The organism is Streptomyces sp. NPDC001828, assembly GCF_042892175.1.
Lineage (GTDB): Bacteria > Actinomycetota > Actinomycetes > Streptomycetales > Streptomycetaceae > Streptomyces.
The window spans coordinates 305,552-323,027 of record NZ_JBIATV010000004.1 but is presented as its reverse complement, the minus strand read 5'-3'; the positions used below and the strand labels follow the sequence as shown (position 1 = coordinate 323,027).

General features: G+C 71.3%; 18 protein-coding genes and 1 riboswitch. Of the genes, 4 read left to right on the top strand and 14 right to left on the bottom strand.

What is annotated here, in order from left to right:
- Nucleotides 1-15: 15 nt before the first annotated feature.
- The 4 genes from ACFYZA_RS15730 to ACFYZA_RS15715 form a co-directional block, all read right to left on the bottom strand.
- A complete protein-coding gene (locus tag ACFYZA_RS15730; RefSeq protein ID WP_388490795.1) occupies nucleotides 16-1,392 on the bottom strand; it encodes an NtaA/DmoA family FMN-dependent monooxygenase in 1,377 nt (458 codons plus the stop codon).
- 21 nt (nucleotides 1,393-1,413) lie between these two features.
- Nucleotides 1,414-2,622, bottom strand: coding sequence for an LLM class flavin-dependent oxidoreductase (locus ACFYZA_RS15725; RefSeq protein ID WP_388490794.1), 1,209 nt, complete (start codon nucleotides 2,620-2,622; stop codon nucleotides 1,414-1,416).
- A gap of 294 nt (nucleotides 2,623-2,916) precedes the next feature.
- Nucleotides 2,917-3,708, bottom strand: a complete 792-nt coding sequence (locus tag ACFYZA_RS15720) for a GNAT family N-acetyltransferase (protein WP_388490792.1) — start codon at nucleotides 3,706-3,708, stop codon at nucleotides 2,917-2,919.
- 157 nt (nucleotides 3,709-3,865) lie between these two features.
- Nucleotides 3,866-4,000, bottom strand: a complete 135-nt coding sequence (locus ACFYZA_RS15715) for a hypothetical protein (RefSeq protein WP_382585220.1) — start codon at nucleotides 3,998-4,000, stop codon at nucleotides 3,866-3,868.
- Between the two features lie 200 nt (nucleotides 4,001-4,200).
- A riboswitch (SAM riboswitch) is annotated at nucleotides 4,201-4,345 on the top strand.
- A gap of 21 nt (nucleotides 4,346-4,366) precedes the next feature.
- Here ACFYZA_RS15715 and ACFYZA_RS15710 point away from each other — a divergent pair.
- Together ACFYZA_RS15710 and ACFYZA_RS15705 are read left to right on the top strand one after the other, a co-directional pair.
- Nucleotides 4,367-4,447 (top strand): putative leader peptide, encoded by an 81-nt coding sequence (locus ACFYZA_RS15710; protein ID WP_382585689.1) that lies wholly within the window; start codon nucleotides 4,367-4,369, stop codon nucleotides 4,445-4,447.
- A 109-nt stretch (nucleotides 4,448-4,556) separates the two neighbouring features.
- The gene (locus ACFYZA_RS15705; RefSeq protein WP_388490790.1) at nucleotides 4,557-5,363 is read left to right on the top strand and encodes a glutathione S-transferase C-terminal domain-containing protein; all 807 of its coding nucleotides are present in this window, start codon (nucleotides 4,557-4,559) and stop codon (nucleotides 5,361-5,363) included.
- Here ACFYZA_RS15705 and ACFYZA_RS15700 read toward each other — a convergent pair.
- Nucleotides 5,358-6,200, bottom strand: coding sequence for a DUF427 domain-containing protein (locus ACFYZA_RS15700; RefSeq protein WP_388490788.1), 843 nt, complete (start codon nucleotides 6,198-6,200; stop codon nucleotides 5,358-5,360). The two genes, ACFYZA_RS15705 and ACFYZA_RS15700, sit on opposite strands and share 6 nt — an antisense overlap.
- 288 nt (nucleotides 6,201-6,488) lie before the next feature.
- On the opposite strand from ACFYZA_RS15700, the gene ACFYZA_RS15695 reads away from it, so the two are divergent.
- Nucleotides 6,489-6,977, top strand: a complete 489-nt coding sequence (locus ACFYZA_RS15695) for a beta-class carbonic anhydrase (protein WP_382585210.1) — start codon at nucleotides 6,489-6,491, stop codon at nucleotides 6,975-6,977.
- 132 nt (nucleotides 6,978-7,109) lie between these two features.
- Here ACFYZA_RS15695 and ACFYZA_RS15690 read toward each other — a convergent pair whose 3' ends face one another.
- The 6 genes from ACFYZA_RS15690 to ACFYZA_RS15665 all read right to left on the bottom strand — a co-directional run bounded on the left by ACFYZA_RS15690 (nucleotide 7,110) and on the right by ACFYZA_RS15665 (nucleotide 12,684).
- Complete coding sequence (locus tag ACFYZA_RS15690) at nucleotides 7,110-7,694, bottom strand: TerD family protein (protein WP_382585207.1); 585 nt, start codon at nucleotides 7,692-7,694, stop codon at nucleotides 7,110-7,112.
- A gap of 139 nt (nucleotides 7,695-7,833) precedes the next feature.
- A complete protein-coding gene (locus ACFYZA_RS15685; RefSeq protein ID WP_382585204.1) occupies nucleotides 7,834-8,496 on the bottom strand; it encodes a pyridoxamine 5'-phosphate oxidase family protein in 663 nt (220 codons plus the stop codon).
- Nucleotides 8,493-9,620, bottom strand: a complete 1,128-nt coding sequence (locus ACFYZA_RS15680; RefSeq protein ID WP_382585201.1) for a globin domain-containing protein — start codon at nucleotides 9,618-9,620, stop codon at nucleotides 8,493-8,495. Before ACFYZA_RS15680 ends, ACFYZA_RS15685 begins: the two co-directional genes overlap by 4 nt.
- A 461-nt stretch (nucleotides 9,621-10,081) precedes the next feature.
- Nucleotides 10,082-11,095, bottom strand: coding sequence for an NAD(P)/FAD-dependent oxidoreductase (locus ACFYZA_RS15675; protein ID WP_388490785.1), 1,014 nt, complete (start codon nucleotides 11,093-11,095; stop codon nucleotides 10,082-10,084).
- The gene (locus ACFYZA_RS15670) at nucleotides 11,092-11,613 is read right to left on the bottom strand and encodes an isoprenylcysteine carboxyl methyltransferase family protein (protein ID WP_382585195.1); all 522 of its coding nucleotides are present in this window, start codon (nucleotides 11,611-11,613) and stop codon (nucleotides 11,092-11,094) included. The genes ACFYZA_RS15675 and ACFYZA_RS15670 overlap by 4 nt, the downstream gene beginning before the upstream one ends.
- Nucleotides 11,614-11,619: 6 nt before the next feature.
- A complete protein-coding gene (locus ACFYZA_RS15665) occupies nucleotides 11,620-12,684 on the bottom strand; it encodes a type III polyketide synthase (RefSeq protein ID WP_388490783.1) in 1,065 nt (354 codons plus the stop codon).
- Between the two features lie 81 nt (nucleotides 12,685-12,765).
- On the opposite strand from ACFYZA_RS15665, the gene ACFYZA_RS15660 reads away from it, so the two are divergent.
- Complete coding sequence (locus ACFYZA_RS15660; protein ID WP_388490781.1) at nucleotides 12,766-13,638, top strand: UbiA family prenyltransferase; 873 nt, start codon at nucleotides 12,766-12,768, stop codon at nucleotides 13,636-13,638.
- 121 nt (nucleotides 13,639-13,759) lie between these two features.
- On the opposite strand, the gene ACFYZA_RS15655 is transcribed toward ACFYZA_RS15660, so the two are convergent.
- The 3 genes from ACFYZA_RS15655 to ACFYZA_RS15645 all read right to left on the bottom strand — a co-directional run bounded on the left by ACFYZA_RS15655 (nucleotide 13,760) and on the right by ACFYZA_RS15645 (nucleotide 17,463).
- The gene (locus ACFYZA_RS15655) at nucleotides 13,760-13,924 is read right to left on the bottom strand and encodes a hypothetical protein (protein ID WP_388490779.1); all 165 of its coding nucleotides are present in this window, start codon (nucleotides 13,922-13,924) and stop codon (nucleotides 13,760-13,762) included.
- A gap of 492 nt (nucleotides 13,925-14,416) precedes the next feature.
- Nucleotides 14,417-16,021, bottom strand: a complete 1,605-nt coding sequence (locus ACFYZA_RS15650; RefSeq protein WP_382585182.1) for a SpoIIE family protein phosphatase — start codon at nucleotides 16,019-16,021, stop codon at nucleotides 14,417-14,419.
- Complete coding sequence (locus ACFYZA_RS15645; protein ID WP_388490776.1) at nucleotides 16,018-17,463, bottom strand: sensor histidine kinase; 1,446 nt, start codon at nucleotides 17,461-17,463, stop codon at nucleotides 16,018-16,020. The genes ACFYZA_RS15650 and ACFYZA_RS15645 overlap by 4 nt, the downstream gene beginning before the upstream one ends.
- Nucleotides 17,464-17,476: the final 13 nt, after the last annotated feature.

Here is a 17,476-nt window from a genome sequence, read left to right as displayed (position 1 = left end):
GTTCCGGGAGGCATGTCAGGACGCCGAACGGACGTCGTGCCGCCGGTCGTCCGGGTGGGCCAGGCCGAGGTGGTCGCGCAGTGTGGTGCCCTCGTACTCCGTGCGGTACACGCCCCGCTCCTGGAGCAGGGGGACGACCTGGTCGGCGAAGGTGTCGAGGCCGCCGGGTGTGATGTGCGGGACGAGGATGAAGCCGTCGCTGACGTCCGCCTGCACGAAGTCGTCGATGGTCCGCGCCACGGTGGCGGCCGAGCCGACGAAGGTCTGCCGGTTGCCGGTCTCGATGACCAGGTCCCTGATCGACCACTTGTTGGCCTCGGCGAGCTCGCGCCATTCGCGGGCGGTGGCCAACGGGTCCCGGTACATGCGGACTTGGGCACGTCCCCGGGCGACGGTGTGCTCACCGAGGTCGGGGTCGACGTCCGGGAGCGGGCCTTCCGGGTCGTACGCGGACAGGTCGCGATTCCACACGAACTCCAGGTGCTTGATCGCGGTGGCCCCGCTCACCTGCTGACGGCGCACATCGCGTGCGATCTCCTCGGCCTCGGCGTCGGTGTCGCCCAGGACGAAACTCGCGGCGGGCAGGATCAGCAGCTGGTCGCGGTCCCGGCCGTAGCGGGGCAGGCGTCCCTTGACGTCGGTATAGAAGGCCTGGCCCTCCTTCAGCGTGGCGTACCGGCTGAAAATGGCGTCGGCGCTCGACGCGGCGAACTCGCGCCCCTCCTCGGAGTCGCCCGCCTGGAAGATCACCGGGCGGCCCTGCGGGGAGCGCGGCACGTTGAACTGGCCCTGGATGTCGAAGTGTTGGCCCGTGTGGACGAAGGAGCCTGCCTTCGCGTCGCTCAGGAACGTGCCGGTGGACCGGTCGGCGAGGATCTCGTCCCCGCGCCAGGAGTCGAAGAGCTCGTTGGCGGTCTCCAGGAACTCCCTGGCCCGTGAGTAGCGCTCCTGTTGCGGCAGGAAGCCGCCGCGGCGGAAGTTCTCCCCGGTGAAGGCATCCCAGGACGTGACCACGTTCCACGCCGCGCGGCCGCCGGAGAGGTGATCGAGGCTGGCGAACTGGCGGGCCACCTCGTAGGGCTCGTTGAAGGTGGAGTTGATGGTGCCGGTGAGGCCGAGCCGGTCGGTGACGGCGGCCAGCGCGGCCAGGACGGTGAACGTGTCGGGGCGGCCCACCACGTCCAAGTCGTATATCTTTCCGCCCTGTTCGCGCAGCCGGAGCCCTTCGGCGAGGAACAGGAAGTCGAACTTGGCGCGTTCCGCGGTCCGCGCGAAGTGCGCGAAGGAGCTGAACTCGATGTGGCTGCCGGCCGCCGGATCGCTCCACACGGTGGTGTTGTTGACGCCGGGGAAGTGGGCGGCCAGATGGATCTGCTTCAGGGGCTTGCTCATGTCGTGCGGTCTCCGTCCGGCTCAGGCGGTGGTGGCGTAGCGGTTGGCGGGACGGGCGAGTCCGAGCAGTCCGCGCAGGGTGTCGGCCTCGTAGGCGCTGCGGAAGGCGCCGCGGCGCTGGAGTTCGGGGACCAGGCCTCGGGTGATCGCGGAGAGGTCGTGGCCGACGACGGCCGGGCGCAGCCGGAACCCGGAGAGGCCCGCCTGCCGCAACTCAAGCAGCAGATCGGCGAGTTGGGAGGGCGTGCCGGTGAAGACGCGGGCGTCGCTGGTGTACGGTTCGCCCGCGAGGGCGTCGAGCCGTTCCCGGCGTGCGGTGGCCTCGGCGGCGTCCTCGTCGAGGAAGACCACCAGGTCGCCGAAGACGTGCACGGTCTCGTCCGCGCGTCCCGCCACGGCCTGCTCGGCGCGGATCTCCGCCACGATCGCGCGGGCCTGGTCGCTGTCGTGCGGGGTGACGTAACCGATGTCGGCGGCCCTGGCCACGAGGCGGTACGGGACGGTCGCGTGGGCGAGCGCGGTGACGACGGGCTGCCCCTGCGGCGGACGCGGGGTGATCGATGGGCCCTTCACACTGAAGTGCTCGCCCTCGAAGTCGATGTAGTGCAGCTTCTCGCGGTCGATGAAACGCCCGGTGGCCGCGTCGCGGATCTCCGCGTCGTCCTCCCAGCTGTCCCAGAGCCTGCGCACCACCTCCACGTAGTCGGCCGCCTCTTCGAAGTGCGTGCGCACCGCTTCCTGCCCAGCGGGGGTGTTGTAGCCCCCGGCGGGCAGCGACGGAACGGTCCGGCGTCCGAAGTGCGCCGCCTCGTTGGGGCGCGGTCCGATCTGCACGCGTACGCCCGCCCGGCCCGTACTCACGTAGTCGAGCGTGGCGATCGCCTTGGAGATGTGGAACGGCTCGGTGTGTGTGGTCACCACGGTAGGGACGACACCTATGTGCCGGGTCAGTGGCGCGATGCGGGCGGCGATGAGGACGGCGTCCAGGCGGCCCCGCACCTGGTCCGTACGGTCGTCGGGCTCGGTGAGCCGCGACGACTGCGGTCCGAGACCGTCTTCGATGGTCACGAGGTCGAGCAGTCCGGTCTCGGCCTCCGCCACGAGGTCGGCCCAGTACCCGGCGGTGAGCAGTTCCCCGGGCCGGGCAACCGGCTCCCGCCAGGACGCCGGATGCCAGCCGGTGCCGTCGAGGGCGACGGCGAGGTGGAGGGGAGAGGGTGTTGAGGTCACGGCAGTGACGCCTTCCTGAAGATCCGTACGAGGATGCCCGCCCGTGCGAGGGCGCGGCCACAAGGGAACGTCAGGGGCGACAGAGCGCGCCGGCTACGCGCAGCAGGTCGATGTGGTGCCGGGAGTACAGGTACAGACGACGCGGGGCCGGCTTCGGGGAGGCAGGGCGGCGGGACGACGTACGCACCTGGCTCACCGCCCCTTCCCCCCGGTGTGCCCGGGCCCCTCGCCGGCCTCGCACCGACGGCGCCCCAGCTGGGCGCCGCACGGCCTTCAGCAGGTCCAACAGCACAACTACGCCTTTTCTTCCCGGAGTTCGGGCCGATGTTGTCCGTCGTCGAGGCGCGGGTCCGACGGCCGTCCCGGGGTGCGGACGAGTGTGAACCGGGTATGGCGGCGCAGGGTGAAGCCGATCGACTCGTAGAGCCGGATGGCGTTGGTGTTGTTCGCGGCCGCGTGGAGGAACGGGGTTTCGCCGCGTTCCCTGATGCCCCTCGCGACAGCGCGGACGAGCCGGGTCGCCAGTCCCCGGCCGCGGTGGTCCGGGTGGGTGCAGACGGCGCTGATCTCGGTCCAGCCGGGCGGCCGCAGCCGCTCCCCGGCGAGCGCGATCAGCCGTCCGCCCTCCCGGAGCCCCAGATAGGTGCCGAGCTCCACGGTCCTGGGCAGGAAGGGGCCGGGCTTGGTCAGGGCGATCAGTTCGAGGATCTCGGGTACGTCGGCGGGGCCCAGCCGCACGGCGTCGGGGGCGGGCTCGTCGCGCAGCGCCGTGGCCACCATCTGGACGCCTTCGCCGCTCTGCTCGATGTGCCAGCCGTCCGGCACGGTCAGGGCGGCCGTGACCGGAGTGACGGCATCGGGTCCGACGAGCAGGGCCAGGTCGTCCCAGGCGAGGACGTCGTCGGGGTCTTCCAGTGCGGTGAAGGGCGAGACGTCCGCGGGGAAACGGGCGGCCCGGCCGTGGCGCTCGGCGAAGTGGGCCTGGGGGCCCGTCAGTGCTGCCCAGGCGGCGTTGTCCAGGACATGAGGTTCCGTCAGGAGGGAGTCGGCTCCCGACGGCGGGGCGGGGTACACGCTGGTGGACATGGCGGTGCGGGTCTCCGTTATCGGGATCGCGACGGGATCTGTGCCGGGACGCGGCGAGTACCCCGGCGGTGACGTGTGGACGTCCGTGGGCGAGGGGGTCGTCAAGCGCGGGCAGCCGCACCGCGACAGCGGCCGGCGTCAGGGATTCGAGGAAAGGTCAGCCTCGGCTGGGGGCGCTGCCCATGTCCGTACACAGCGCGCTGCTGACGCGCAGCAGGTCGACGCAGCGGTCCGTGCACAGCGGGATGCGGCCGGGATGGGGCCGAGCGGCCGTCCCATCAGCTGCGCGCATCACTGTCACCGTCACTTCTCCGGGCCCGTTTGTGTCCGCCGACCCGTTGCTCCGCGTCCGAGCGCAGCACTTCGAGGGCATCACGTCGTTCGCGAAAGGTAGGCAGGCGCCGAAGGGAATGTCAATGTACGGGCCACCAGTTGAGACCCCCTGTCGGCCTTCTTGACGGCTTCGCGAAGCCCGCCCAGACTGGCGAGGACGGTCACGATTGTCAGCGTCCACCCGGCGGGTCCGCCCCGCTCCGTGGTCATCGGCCCCGGCCCGCTGACAGGCAACCCTTCCACCGCGACGGGGTGCCCCGGGTGACGACCGGGTCCCGCCTGCACGGCGGGGCAAGCGTGGTCTCGCGTCCCGCGAGCCCCGAGGATGAGGCGGGTGGACATGCCGAGGAGCGGCTTGACCAGGCGCCTGCACATCGATCTTCAGCGCGTCTCCAGCGCCTACTGATCCGGGACCGGTCCGCGCGATCCGGACCGTCCCCGACCAGCGCAGCCGCCCCGCATCCAGCCGCTGGTGCGCTCATGGCCGCAGTGGCGTCTCATTCCCAGGGAGAGTCATGCCCGAGACCGTTTCCCGCAGTTCCCGCACGGCCGCCTCCACCGGCTGTCAGCCGTCGGCGCCCGCTCAGGGCTCGCGCCCCCGGACCGTGGCGGCGGCCGCGCACCCACGGCGCTTCCGCAGCCGCATCGGCGCCGGCGCGGCCGGCGGCTTCTATCCCGCACCACGGCGCTACGACCTTTTCCTGTGCGGGAGTTGTCCCCGTTCGATGCGCATCGCGATCACCCTCGACCTGCTCGGTCTGCGCGACACGGTGGCCACGACGCTCCTGGTCTCCCCCACCGCGACCCCCGACGGTTACGCCGCGCTGCGCCGCGCCTACGAGACCACCGGGTACCACTACGACGGCCCCCTGACGGCGCCCGCGCTGCGCGACCGCTGGAGCGGACGGATCGTCAGCAACCACACACCCGACATCCTCCGCGACCTCGCGGGCCCCCTCGCCGGTGAGAGCGCCGGGCCCCTCATCCTCCGGCCGCCGCACCTGGTCGGGGACATCGAGGCCCTGCGCACCCTCCTCGACCGCGTCGTCACTCCTGCCGCGCCTCCCTCGGCGCGGCGGGCGGCGCTGGCCTTGCTGGACCGCCGCCTCGCGCGGCGTCCTCATGCGCTGGGCGAGGAGTTGACGGCTTCGGACGTGGACCTGTGGGTGGCGCTCGTCCATCTCGACCGGGCCGAGCTGGAGAGCGCGTCCCCCCGGCTCGGGGACTACGTACGGCGGCTCGGCCAGCTGCCCGCCTTCCGGAACGCGCTCAAGGCTGTGCCCGATCCGGCACGAGGCGCGGTCGGGGCGGACGGGTCATGACGCCGATGGCGTCGGCGGCCTCGGGAGCGTCCGGCCGGCCGCCGTGTGCGCGCTGAACACCGTGGTGGGCCGGTCGAGGCGGTCGCCGTCCACGGTGATGTCGACGGCCTCGTTGTAGAAGGCGAGGAGGTCCCGAATCGCGCCCACGGCGGGCAGCGGGCGCGGGTACGTCCAGACGACGTTCGGCGGCACCTCGGCCCCGCCGCTCCACGACCAGTACGCGGCGGTGCCCTTGTACGGGCATCCGGTGCTGTGGTCGGTCGGTTTGAACAGGTCCAGGCGGACGTCCTCGCGCGGGATGTAGTAGCGCGTGGGAAGCCCGGTCTCGAAGAGCAGCACCGGGCGGTGGGTGTCGGCCACGACCGTGCCGTCGATCTCGACCGTCACATGCCTGCTGCTCGCCAGCGCGTCCACGCGCTTGTGCGGGTCGCGGGGGTGGATGAAGATCTCTTCCTCCTCCTCGTACCAGCGGTCGAGGCCGCGGCCGACGCGGCTGAACCACTCGAAGGCGATGTGACCGGAGAGGTCGTCCGCGGGGAACGTCCAAGCCGCGTTCTCGCTCAACTCCCCATCGGCTACGAGGTCGTAGAAGATCCGCGAGCCCGTGTGCGTACCCGTCGGCGGGTTCTTCGCCGGCCGGAGCAGGTCCTGGCAGACCTCGTCGCGGGGGAAGGCGTACAGCGGGACGGGCACGTCCGGCTCCCACACGAGGACGGGGTGCCTCCTGTCGACGACGGTGACCTCGCCCTTGCGGCCGCGGACCCAGCGTTCGCCGGGCTCCCACACGAGGCCCTCCGGGGTGGTTCGGACGTTTCGCGCGGTGGGGAACGTGGTCATGAACGGCTCTCCCTCGGCTTGCTCCGTGCAACTCCTCGCCCGAGCGGGCCGAACAAGTGTCTCCTTGTCAGCCGGGTTCGACAGGGGTTCACTGGAGGCGTGTCCGCCGTCACCCGCGCACTGGAAGCCTTCTGGCCGTCCCGCCGCGTCTACTTGTACGACCTGTTCTGTCGCTGAGCGCCCCGCGCCGAGCCACTTCGCGCACCCCGTACGCGCCGGATCCGCTCGTGGCCGTGCCGTGCGCGCCGCAGGACCCCACTCCGGACGACGCACCAGAACTGAGGACACATGTCTGTGACCGATGAGCTGTTGGCCAACAACGCCCTGTACGCGAAATCCTTCGTCGGCCCGCTCCCCCTGCCGCCCGCCCAACACCTCGCCGTCCTGGCCTGCATGGACGCACGGCTCAACGTCTACGCCCTCCTCGGCCTGCGGGAAGGTGAGGCCCACGTCATTCGCAACGCGGGCGGCGTCGTGACTCAGGACGAGATCCGCTCCCTCGCCATCAGCCAGCGGCTGCTCGGCACCACCGAGATCATCCTCATCCACCACACCGACTGCGGGATGCTCACCTTCACCGACGACGGCTTCAAGGACGAGGTCCAACAGCAGACGGGAATCCGGCCGCCCTGGGCAGCGGAGGCCTTCACCGACCTCGCGACCGATGTCCGGCAGTCCGTCGCCCGCATCAAGGCCGACCCGTTCATCCTGCACAAGGACGCGATTCGCGGGTTCGTCTTCGACGTCGCCGACGGCAGGCTCAACGAAGTCGTCTGACGCGTACGAGTCACCCGGAGCGGGGCCCCTTTCCGGCCCCGGCAGCACACATCCGCGGGGCCCGGGCACTGCTTCGGTACCCGGGCCGGGCCGCTCACCGGCGCGCCACCTGCTGGGCCGCCCGCCGGTGGGCTACTTGCTGATGGCGAAACGCATCAGCGCGTGCTCGTCGCCCTGCTTGATCTTGCCCGTCACATTGATCACTTCGAGCTTCCAGGAGGCCCCGTCCCGCGTGGCCTTGGCCACGGCGCAGCCGTTGTCCTGCGTCAGGAGGCTGGGCCAGATGTCGGCGACCTGCTGCGCGCTGCCGCCGGTCGCGTCGTAGACCTTGAAGCTGATGTTGCGGGCCTTCTGGAACGAGCTGCCCTTCTTGAAGGCGGCGGCGACGAACACGATCGACGTTATGTTGGCGGGCACGCGCGCGAACTCGACCGTGACGGTCTCGTCGTCGCCGTCTCCGCGACCGGTCTGGTTGTCACCGCTGTGCACGAGGGAACCGTTGCCCATCGGGTCCAACGAGTCGAGACCGGCCAGCCGCACCGGGTCCCCGCCCTGCATGGCGATGGCGATCAGGTCCAGGTCGGTACCCGTCTTGCGGCGGAGCAGACCGACCACCCCGCCGCTGCTGCCGGCCGTGGGGTCCCAGGACACACCGAGGGAGAGGTGAGTGACCCCGTTCAGGTCCGCCGGCCCGGTTTCCTTCGTCAGCGTGATCATGCGTCAGCCATCCTCTGATAGTTCGTAAAGCACCATAAAGAGCAAAGTGTGCCCAATGCGGTGACGGCCCGGGACAGCGGGTCCCATGAGGAGCACGACCGGGGACGCTCCGGGGTTCCCGTGCGAGCCGACGGGCGCGTCATCGCCGCGCGCGGGGGTCGTACGCCGTGTGGCTGTTCTGGCCGCCCGCGGACAGCAGGTCCGGAACGGGGGCCGGGGCGATGAAGTAGTCGCTGTCCTTGGGGCGTTGCTCTGCCTGGGCACGCCGGGGGCGCGAGGCGGGCTCCAGGTGCGGGATGTGTTTCGAGCAGTGGACGTAGGCCTCGTGCACCGTGATGTGGACCCACAGTTCGGGCTGTCGTCCGGGGGCGGCGTCGACGGGGATGTGGGCGTGGGCGATGCGCGGGTCGGCGGGGGCCAGCAATCCGGCGGTCCCGTTGACGTGCAGTCCTATGTGGTGATGGGTGAAGTCCATGAACAGCAGCCCGACATGGGGGTTCTCCGCGATGTTTCCGGCGCTGGCCATGACGCCGTTGCCCCGGTATTCGGGGTAGATCAGGGTGCTCTCGTCGAGGGCCGTGACGAAGCCCGGTGGCCCGGCTCTGAAGCTGGAGTCGCAGCGGCCGCGCGCGTCGGCGGTGGAGAGGAACACCATGGACTGGCGCCCGAGGAACTCCCGCATCGGCGGGGTCAGCACGGGGTGCACCTGGCGCGAGTAGAAGGAGTCCGCGCGCTCCGAGGTGCCGAGGTGGGCCTGGAGGGCACGTTCGCCCGGGGAGGGAAGGGAGTGGGGGCTGGTCACGGTGCTGGGTTCTCCTCGGGGTGGCGCGTGGGGGCGAGGGGGGTGTTGAGGACGGGAACGTCGAGCGGGTCGTGGTGGATCCGGGTCGGCGGGACGCCACCGCGCATGAGGTTGTGGGCGGCGGAGACGACCATGTCGGGCGGCCCGCAGAGGAACGCCTCGTGCTGGTCCCAGGGCCCGAATTCGCGCAGCACCTGCGGCAGGGTCCCTTCCCTGCCCACGATGCGCTGGTGGGAGACGGCCGCGCGGACCGACAGCCAGTGATGCCGCTGGGCCATGCGGAGCATGTCGTCGAGGCCGTACAGCTCGTCCGCCGTGCGGGCGCCTATGAAGAGGTCGACGTACCGTCGTATGCCGGTGTACGCGGCCTGTTCCAGGATGGCGCGGATGGGGGCGAGCCCGGTGCCGCCGGCCACGCACACCAGGTCGCGGTCCTCGGCGGCTCCCAGGGCCATGGCGCCCTGCGGCGGCCCGAGTTGGACGATGTCGCCGACGGCGGCGCGGTACACCAGAGAGTTGCTGACCACTCCGCCGGGTACGGCGCGGACGTGGAAGGTGAGGGTGTTGTCGGGCCGGGGGGCGTTGGCCACGGAGTAATGGCGCCACGCCAAGGGTCTCCATGGCGTCTCCATGCTGACGTACTGGCCCGCGACATAGGCGTAGGGGAGTTCTGGACGCACGGTGATCTCCGCGATGCCGTTGCCACGGGCCAGATGGCCGACGATCTGCGCCTTCCACGTTGCGGGGCGCACACGGCTGTCCTCCTCGGCCGCGAGGACCATCACGCTGGCGGCGGTGTTGTACGCCTTGGCCCAGGCGGCGGCCATCTCCGGCGTCCAGCCGGGGCCCGCATACCGCGCCAGTGCCGCGAGCAAGCACTCCCCGACCGCCGGATAATGCGCCTCCAGGGCTCCGAACTTGCGGTGGTCACGCCCCAGCAGAGAGCAGAACCGGACCAGGTTCTCCGGGTCGTCGGCCAGCTCGATGATGCGCAGCAGACCCCGAAGCAGACGGTCGCGCTGGACGTCCATGTCGGCGGGGAAGAGTGAGCGGACCTCGGGGTAGCGGGCGAAGAGGATGGCGTAGAAGTACACCGTCACCTCGCCGGCCTGCGGTTCGACCACCGCGAGGCCCGCACGTATCAGGGCGACCTCCCGCTCGTTCAGGGGCGGCGCGTTTGTCGCGGATGCCCCCGATGCCTCGGATGCCCGCGGCGGTGGCTCGTGGCCCGGCCGGGTAGCAGTGGAGTAAGCGGGGTCGAGCGGCGGCGTGGGGGCCGTGCGCAACGATCGTCGGGACACAGAGTTGTCGCAATCTCAGAGACCGCCGTTCCGGGAAGCCTGAACGGCGGGTGGGCAGGGACGCAGTGGTTCGGGCGGCTCACCTTCCAGACGGGGCGTTGGCATGACGTTGATCGTCTTCCCCTGAATTACTGCGCCAGCCCTGTCGGACTCGTTACCCAAACGCGCTGCGCGGTGACTACGACACGTGGAGTGGGCACAGCCTCAAAGAGGGGAGCCATCGCCCTGCCGGGAGCTCCCTCGTCACGGCTGCGCGGGGCCTTGCACGCCCCGTCGAGCCACGCTCACGCCAGCTGGTTGACCAGGTGGGAGAAGAGCGCGGGCAGGCGGGTGGCCAGGGGCACGATGCGGGGGGCCAGACGTGGGTTGGAGCGGACGCGGAGCAGTCCGTCGGTGAGGAGCCGGTAGCGCCGGGAGGCGCGGTGCCAGGCCTGTTCGTAGTCCTGGGGCCGATCGGCGCGTACGCAGCGCACGAGGTGGGCCGCGCCGGCCAGCGCGAGGGAGATGCCCTCGCCGGTGAGCGCGTCGATGTAGCCGGCCGCGTCGCCGACCAACAGGATGCGCCCCTCGACGCGGGCGCGCACACGCCGGCGCAGTGGTCCCGCGCCGCGCACCGGCGTCGAGGCGTGGGCGTGGAGGAGCCGGGCCAGGGCCGGGAAGGCGGTCAACTGCTCGTCGAAGGGCGCCCGTTGACTGGTCAGGATGGCCACGCCGACCAGATCGGGTGCCAGCGGGGTGACATAGGCCTCGGACCGGGGTGCCCAGTGGACCTCGACGCAGTCGGTCCAGGGCGCCACCGCGAAGTGCCGGCGCAGTCCGTAGCGGGGCGGCCGGGTGTCGGGGCGTTCCAGTCCCAGCTGCCGTCGGATGGGCGAGTGCAGACCGTCGGCGGCGACGAGGTAGCGGGCCGTGAGTCCGGCGGCGGTGACTCCGCGCGCGTCCTGGCCGACCGGGCCGACCCTGAGGGGAAGGACGGGCACGCCCAGATCCGCCGCCCGGCGGGACAGCGCACCGTGCAGCTCTGTGCGCCGTACGCCCCGCCCCGGCCCGGCCCGGAATCTGGCTTCGGCCAGGCGGTCGCCGTCGAGGTAGCGGATGCCGTGGATGGGCCGGCCGGGCAGCGTGACGCCCAGTTCGCGCAGGGCCCGGACGGCGCCCGGCATCAGGCCTTCGCCGCACGCTTTGTCGACCGGGGCGGTGCGGGGCTCGGCGACCACCACGTCGAGGCCGGCCGAGGCGGCGTGGATCGCGGTGGCGAGCCCGGCGGGCCCGCCGCCGGCGACCAGCAGGTCGATCACACCGGTTCCGGGACACAGCGCTGGAGGGCGAGCGTCTCGCAGCGCAGCCGGGTGGCGAGCAGCGGGAGGTTGAGCAGGGTGAAGGCGACAGCGGTGAGCCACGCGGAGTGGACCAGGGGCAGGGCCACGCCTTCGACGACGACGGCGACGTAGTTGGGGTGCCTGAGCAGACGGTAGGGGCCGGTGGTGACGAGTGGCAGGCCGGGCACGACGACGACCCGGGTGTTCCAGCGCGGCCCCAGAGTGGTGATGCACCACCACCGCAGTACTTGGGCCCCGAGCGCCAGCGCGAGCATCGGCCAGCCGAGGGCCGGCACGAAGGCGCGGGGGGCGAGCTGGGTCTCGGCGAGGCAGCCGAGGAGGAGCCCGGTGTGCAGCAGGACCATGGTCGGATAGTGGCCCCGGCCGTATTCGACGCCGCCGCGCGCGAGGCTCCACGTCATGTTGCGGCGCGCGACGACGAGTTCCGCGAGCCGCTCGACGGCCACCAGCAGGATCAGAAGGGTGTACGGGTTCATCCGGGCCTACCAGCGGAGCAGGACGAGTTCGGAGCAGAGGCCCGGCCCCAGTGCGAGCACCAGGCCTGCGGTGCCCGGCGGCGGCGGACGCAGCGCGAGCGTGTCCCGCAGGATGTGCAGGACCGAGGCGGAGGAGAGATTGCCGACCTCGGCCAGGGAACGCCAGGTCAGGTCGAGCGCGCGGGCGTCCAGCGCGAGGGTCTCGCGAAGCGCGTCCAGCACCTTGGGGCCGCCGGGGTGGCAGACCCATCCGGTGACGTCCGGGGGCTTGAGGTCGTGCTCGGCGAGGAACGAGCGCACCTCTTCGCCGAGGTGGAGCCGCACCAGCTCGGGCAGTTCGGCGCCGAGCACCACGGTGAAACCGCTGTCGCCGATGTCCCAGCCCAGCGCGTCCTCGGTGCCCGGATACAGGCGGCTTCGCGTGGCCACGACCCGCGGTCCCGCCTGCTCGCGAGCGCGCGGATGGTCGCTGCCCACGGCCACCACCGCGGCGGCCCCGTCTCCGAAGAGCGCGCCGGCCACCATGCCCCGGACGGAGTCGTCCCGGCGCTGGAGGGTCAGGGAACAGAGTTCGACGGAGAGCAGAACGGCGACTTGGCCGGGTCTGCCCTCCAGATAGTCGTGCAGCCTTGCCAGACCGGCGGCGCCGGCGACACAGCCGAGACCGAAGACGGGGACGCGCTTCACGTCCGTCCGCAGCCCGATCCGCCCGGCCAGCCGCGCCTCGATCGACGGTACGGCGAGCCCGGTGACGGAGGTGGAGATCACCAGGTCCACGTCCTCCGGCGCGAGCCCGGCCTCCGACAGGGCGGCGACCATCGCCTGCTCACCGAGCCCGAGGGCCGTCTCGATGAAGAGGTCGTTGGCTTCCCCGAATCCGTTCAGCCCGGCGTACCGCTCGAGCGGCAGGGCCAGGTGGCGGCCGGCTACTGCGGCGCCGGCGTGCAGACGCCTCAGTACGCTGCGGTCCGCGCCGGGCGGCAGGCACATCGCCGCGACCGCCTCGGTGATCTCGGACTGCTGGTACCGATGGGGTGGGAGCACCCCGTGGACAGCAGCGATTTGGGTCATTCGGCCACAATAAGTGCGAACTGATCAGCAGTCATGAATTGGTTGATATCCGGCAGGTCGGGCGGCACCTATGCTCGGGGCGTGGACACCACCGCGGCCCCTGCCGCACAGCCGCGCACCGCCTCGGGTGGGCGCCTCATCGGGCTGCTGGCGGCCTCCCACCTGGGACCCTCGCTCACCGTCACCGTGGTGGCGGCCGTCCTCGCGGCCACCGCCGGGCGCGACACGGGCGGCACCGCCCTGACCGCGTCGGCCGTCCTCACCGGACAGCTGTCGGTCGGCTGGTGCAACGACCGCGCCGACCTGCGCCGCGACATCGCCACCGGCAGGCGCGACAAACCGCTGGTCACCGGAGCGGTGACACCGCGCACGGTAGCGACGGCCGCGCTCTGCGCCCTTGCGCTGTGCGTCCCGCTGTCGCTGGTGAACGGGCTGTCCGCCGGGGCCGTCCACCTGGCCGGGGTGGCGCTGGCCTGGGCCTACAACCTCGGCGTCAAGCGCACTCCGCTGTCCTGGTTGCCGTACGCCGCCGCATTCGGCCTGCTGCCCGCCTTCGTCACGCTCGGGCTGCCCACCCACCCCTGGCCCCCCGGCTGGGCCATGGCGGCCGGGGCGCTGCTCGGCGTCGGCGCGCACGCCGCCAACGTCCTGCCGGACATCGAGGACGACCTCACCACCGGCGTACGGGGACTGCCCCAGCGCCTGGGCGCACGCCGGGCTCGCCTCATGGCGGCCATCCCGCTCCTGGCGGCCTCGGCCGTCCTGGTCTTCGGCCCGTCGACGCCGGTCGGCCCCCCGGAATGGTCCGGCCTCGCGGCGACCGGCGCACTGGCCGTGGCCATCACCCTGCCCCCACCCTCCGGCCCACACAGCCGCCTGCCGTTCGTGGCCGCCCTGCTGTTGGCGCTGCTCGACGTCGCCCTCCTGGTACTGCGCGGGGGCGCGCTGGCCTGACGGGGGGCTGACGAGCTGAGCGGCGCGGAAGAGCTCAACGCGACTCACCGGGAGGCTGCATGACGAGTCGTCAGATAGAAGACGTGGCCGGGGGCGACCTCACGGCCGCCCCCGCACAGCACTAACTCTGCTTCTTGACGTAGGAGATCGCCGAGAGTCCGAGCGTGAACGTACCGACGAACGCGGCCGCGCCCGAGCCGATCGCGGTCAGCGGAGCCATTCCAAGGACCACCAGCATGACGCCGGCGAGCAGGCCCACGACCGTGGAGCCCAGGAGAAGGGTCATGACCTCAAGAGCACGGTGATTGCACGCGGCCTGGGTCGAGTTGGTTGCCACTCGGCACCTCCATTGAGTTTTGCTGAACCTGCCGGCCTCCGGACACAGCTCACCTGAGTGAGTGTCCCGGCGGCGATGGCTTGCTAGGTCCCCCGTGGGGCCAGCGGCTGCCATCTGTGCAGTTCAGAACTCAACAAGGGCCTCCTGCGAGAGGGATGTGACGCGGTCAGATTACTGGCCCACGGGCATCGCGGCAATGGCGATGACGCCAACACCGTTTCCACCGAGCCCAGTTAGGCCCAGCCCGGCCATTGATTGGCCCAAGGCGCGACAAGGCGGGCGATGCCATGAGGGGCCCCTCCGGGCCGGTGAGGGATCACCGTGAACGCGGTCGGACCCGGCGTCGCGTCGACCGGCACGATCGCGCCGCGCACCTCAACTCACCAAACGGTAAGGGGACTTGAGGTGATCCGGGCGTGCCGGCTCCGCCTCAGACCCCGCTCAGGTGAAGAGCGCCGTGATCAGGGCGATGTCGTCGTCCTTGTTCTGGCCGAAGCGCGCGAGCAGCACATCGCACATCTCCTCCAGGTCCTCGGGGCCCCTCGCCACCGCGTCGCGGAATTCGGCGAGGGTGTCGTCGAGGTCGGCGTTGCGCACCTCCACGAGGCCGTCCGTCACCATGAGCAGGCGCGTGCCGGGCGGGGCGGGCAGGACGGTGGGCGGTGGGTGGGAGAGGCCGAGACCGAGGAGGGGGCCGTGCGGCGTGTGGTAGCGCGGGCCGGTCTCGGGGTCGATCACCAGCGGGGGAATGTGGCCCGCGTTGGCGATGTGCAGGCGGCGCTCGTCGGGGGTCACCAGGACCAGGCACAGGGTCACGGTGATGCCGGGCTGGGAGTGGCCGAGGAGTATTTCGAGGCGCTCCAGGATGCGGTGCGGCGAGTGGCCCTCGATGGCGTAGGCGCGCAGGGCGTGGCGTACCTCGCCCATGACGGTCGCGGCGGTCACCGAGTGCCCGACCACGTCGCCGATGGCGAGCAGCAGACCGTTGACGGTCTGGACCGCTTCGTAGAAGTCCCCGCCGATTTCGGCGTGTTCGGAGGCGGGGAGGTAGCGGAAGGCCAGGTCGACGCCCGGAACGGTCGGCAGTTCCTTGGGGAGGAACGAGCGCTGCAGGGCGAGGCCCAGCGCGTGTTCCTCGTTGTAGGTGCGCAGGGCTTCGAGGGCGAGGGCGCTGGCGTTGGCCAGTTGCTGGAAGAGCTGCTCGTCGTCGGCGCTCCGCAATGCTTCGGCGGGGACGGCCAGACAGATCGGCGGGCGGCCGCGCTTGGTGCGGGACAGCGCGAGGGCGACGTCTCCGGACAGGTGGTCGCCGGGCAGCAGGGCGCGCCACTGCCCTTGCGGGATGCGCACGATGGTCACCCCGGTGCCCTGGTTCAGGCCGTGGGCCGACAGTTGCTCGATCAGGTCCGGGTGGGCGGGCTGTACGCGCAGTGGCTGCTGGGGGCCGCCGATCATGCTGTGCACGGCCTGCGCCTGGGGCGAGAGGAACACCGCGCTGGCGGGGCACGTCAGGACGGTGGCCGCGCCGCCGGTGGCCGCCGAGGCGAACGAGTGGAAGCCGACCGCGCTGTAGACGTCGAGCGTCGCCCTGTTGAGCGCGATGAGGCGTTGCGCGAGCAGTTCGGCGCGCTGGCGGGCGCGGGCGTAGCGCAGCGTCGCGGTGACGGTGGCGAGGAGCTCACCGGGGTCGATGGGCTGGTCGAGATAGGCGTCGGCTCCCCTGCGCAGGCCCTCCGCGTGATCGTCCGGGCTGATGGCGGCGGCGGATATCTGGATGACGGGCACATGGGCCGTCAGCGGATCCGTCTTGACGCGTTCGCTGACCTCGAAGCCGCTCATGTCGGGGAGCCGGACGTCGACGATCGCGATGTCCGGGAGTTCCGCGGACGCGACGTTGAGCAGGGCCAGCCCGTGTTCGCCCGTGCCGGCCGTCAGGACGGTGTGGCCCGCGCGCTGCAGCCATCGGGTGAGGATGTAGCGGTTGGTCTCGTTGTCGTCGATGACCAGAACGGTGGCGGGTCGAAGGTCGGGGGCTTTGTCGATCATTGGCCTGCCCCTTTGGTTTCCGGGTGCGGGAGGTTCGCCTGGCTGAGGTCCGGCAGGCGCAGGCGGACGCAGGTGCCGACGCCGACGGTGCTGGTGAGCGTGAGGGCGCCGCCGAGCAGTTCGGCGAGGGTGCGGGCGTAGGGGAGGCCGAGGCCGGTGCCGGGCCGCCCGCTCTGGTGCGGTCCTCTGACCTGGTAGAACGCCTCGAAGACCCGCTCGAGTTCGTCGCCCGGGATGCCGACTCCCGTGTCGGTGATGGTGAACAGCACCGAGCGGCCGGCGGGTTCGGGGTCATCGGCAACGTCGAGGCGCACCTCGCCCCGCTCGGTGAACTTCAGGGCGTTGGTCAGCAGGTTGCGCAGGATGCGGACGAGCAGCGTCTCGTCGGTCACCAGGGCAGGCAGCCGTTCGAGGTCGGGCAGGACCAGGGTGACGTCGTCGTGGCCGTGGCTGCTCAGGATCAGGCTGCTGAGATGGCCGATGAGCAGCCGCAGGTCCACCGGTTCCGGGTGGACCTCCAGATGGCCCGCCTCGGCCTTCGCGACATCCAGCAGATCGCTGACCAGCGACAAAAGGATGTGCCCGCTGGACGCGATGAGCTCGACCTGCTCGCGCTGCTCGTCGCTGAGCTGGGGCGAGCTGGGGGCCAGCAGCAGTGTCGACAGCGCGACGACCGAGTTGACGGGCGTGCGCAGTTCATGGCTGATGTTCGTCCAGAACCGCGTCTTGGCCTCGCTGGCCTCCTGCAGCTGGTGACGCTTGTCCTCCAGCTCCGAATGCAGCGCCAGCACACCACTGTTGGTGGTTTCGAGCTCCTGCGTCAGCTCGGAGTACAGCGCGAGGACACCGCGGTTGGTCTCCTCCAGCTCTTCGTTGAGCCGGTGCAGTTCTTCCCGCTGGGCGCGGGTCTCCTCCAGTGCGGCGATCAGGTCGCGGGTCTGGGCACGCAGGTCGTCGGCCTCGGTGGAGCGGACGCCTGTCTGGAGCACCCGGGTCAGCCGGCCGCGCTGCTCGGCGCCGCTCGCGCCGTTGGAGGGGAGCGGCTGGGTGATGACGATGCGGCGGGGCGCGGCATCCGCGTCGTGGTCGACGCGCACGAGCTTGCCGGCCAGGGCGAGCGTGTCCTGGCCGGGCGGCGGCCCTTCGCGCCAGGTGAACGTGACGACGAGGAAGCCCTGTTGAGCCGACTGGTCGAGGCTGAACGAGACCTCCAGGCCCTTGCAGGCGAGGCGGTCCCGGCCGAGCTCACTCAGCGCGGTGGCGAGCCGGACCTGGTCCTGGCCGTCCAACGCCAGTGCTGCCGCGGCCTGTTGGGCGCTTCGGCGCAGGCCGAAGACGTCCTGCGCCGAGGCCAGAGCGAAGGACGCCAACGCGCCTGCCGACACACCGCCGCCGTGGAGCACCCCGGTGCGACGGCCGCGTTCAAACGCGTCGGCTGCCATGTCCGCTCCGCTT

Bases quoted from the DNA above. Each gene is read 5' to 3' on its own strand.
- ACFYZA_RS15730 (WP_388490795.1), bottom strand. From the start codon at position 1,392: ATGAGCAAGCCCCTGAAGCAGATCCATCTGGCCGCCCACTTCCCCGGC.
- ACFYZA_RS15720 (WP_388490792.1), bottom strand. From the start codon at position 3,708: ATGTCCACCAGCGTGTACCCCGCCCCGCCGTCGGGAGCCGACTCCCTC.
- ACFYZA_RS15715 (WP_382585220.1), bottom strand. From the start codon at position 4,000: ATGCGCGCAGCTGATGGGACGGCCGCTCGGCCCCATCCCGGCCGCATC.
- ACFYZA_RS15710 (WP_382585689.1), top strand. From the start codon at position 4,367: ATGAGGCGGGTGGACATGCCGAGGAGCGGCTTGACCAGGCGCCTGCAC.
- ACFYZA_RS15705 (WP_388490790.1), top strand. From the start codon at position 4,557: ATGCCCGAGACCGTTTCCCGCAGTTCCCGCACGGCCGCCTCCACCGGC.
- ACFYZA_RS15700 (WP_388490788.1), bottom strand. From the start codon at position 6,200: ATGACCACGTTCCCCACCGCGCGAAACGTCCGAACCACCCCGGAGGGC.
- ACFYZA_RS15695 (WP_382585210.1), top strand. From the start codon at position 6,489: ATGTCTGTGACCGATGAGCTGTTGGCCAACAACGCCCTGTACGCGAAA.
- ACFYZA_RS15690 (WP_382585207.1), bottom strand. From the start codon at position 7,694: ATGATCACGCTGACGAAGGAAACCGGGCCGGCGGACCTGAACGGGGTC.
- ACFYZA_RS15670 (WP_382585195.1), bottom strand. From the start codon at position 11,613: ATGAACCCGTACACCCTTCTGATCCTGCTGGTGGCCGTCGAGCGGCTC.
- ACFYZA_RS15665 (WP_388490783.1), bottom strand. From the start codon at position 12,684: ATGACCCAAATCGCTGCTGTCCACGGGGTGCTCCCACCCCATCGGTAC.
- ACFYZA_RS15655 (WP_388490779.1), bottom strand. From the start codon at position 13,924: ATGACCCTTCTCCTGGGCTCCACGGTCGTGGGCCTGCTCGCCGGCGTC.
- ACFYZA_RS15650 (WP_382585182.1), bottom strand. From the start codon at position 16,021: ATGATCGACAAAGCCCCCGACCTTCGACCCGCCACCGTTCTGGTCATC.
- ACFYZA_RS15645 (WP_388490776.1), bottom strand. From the start codon at position 17,463: ATGGCAGCCGACGCGTTTGAACGCGGCCGTCGCACCGGGGTGCTCCAC.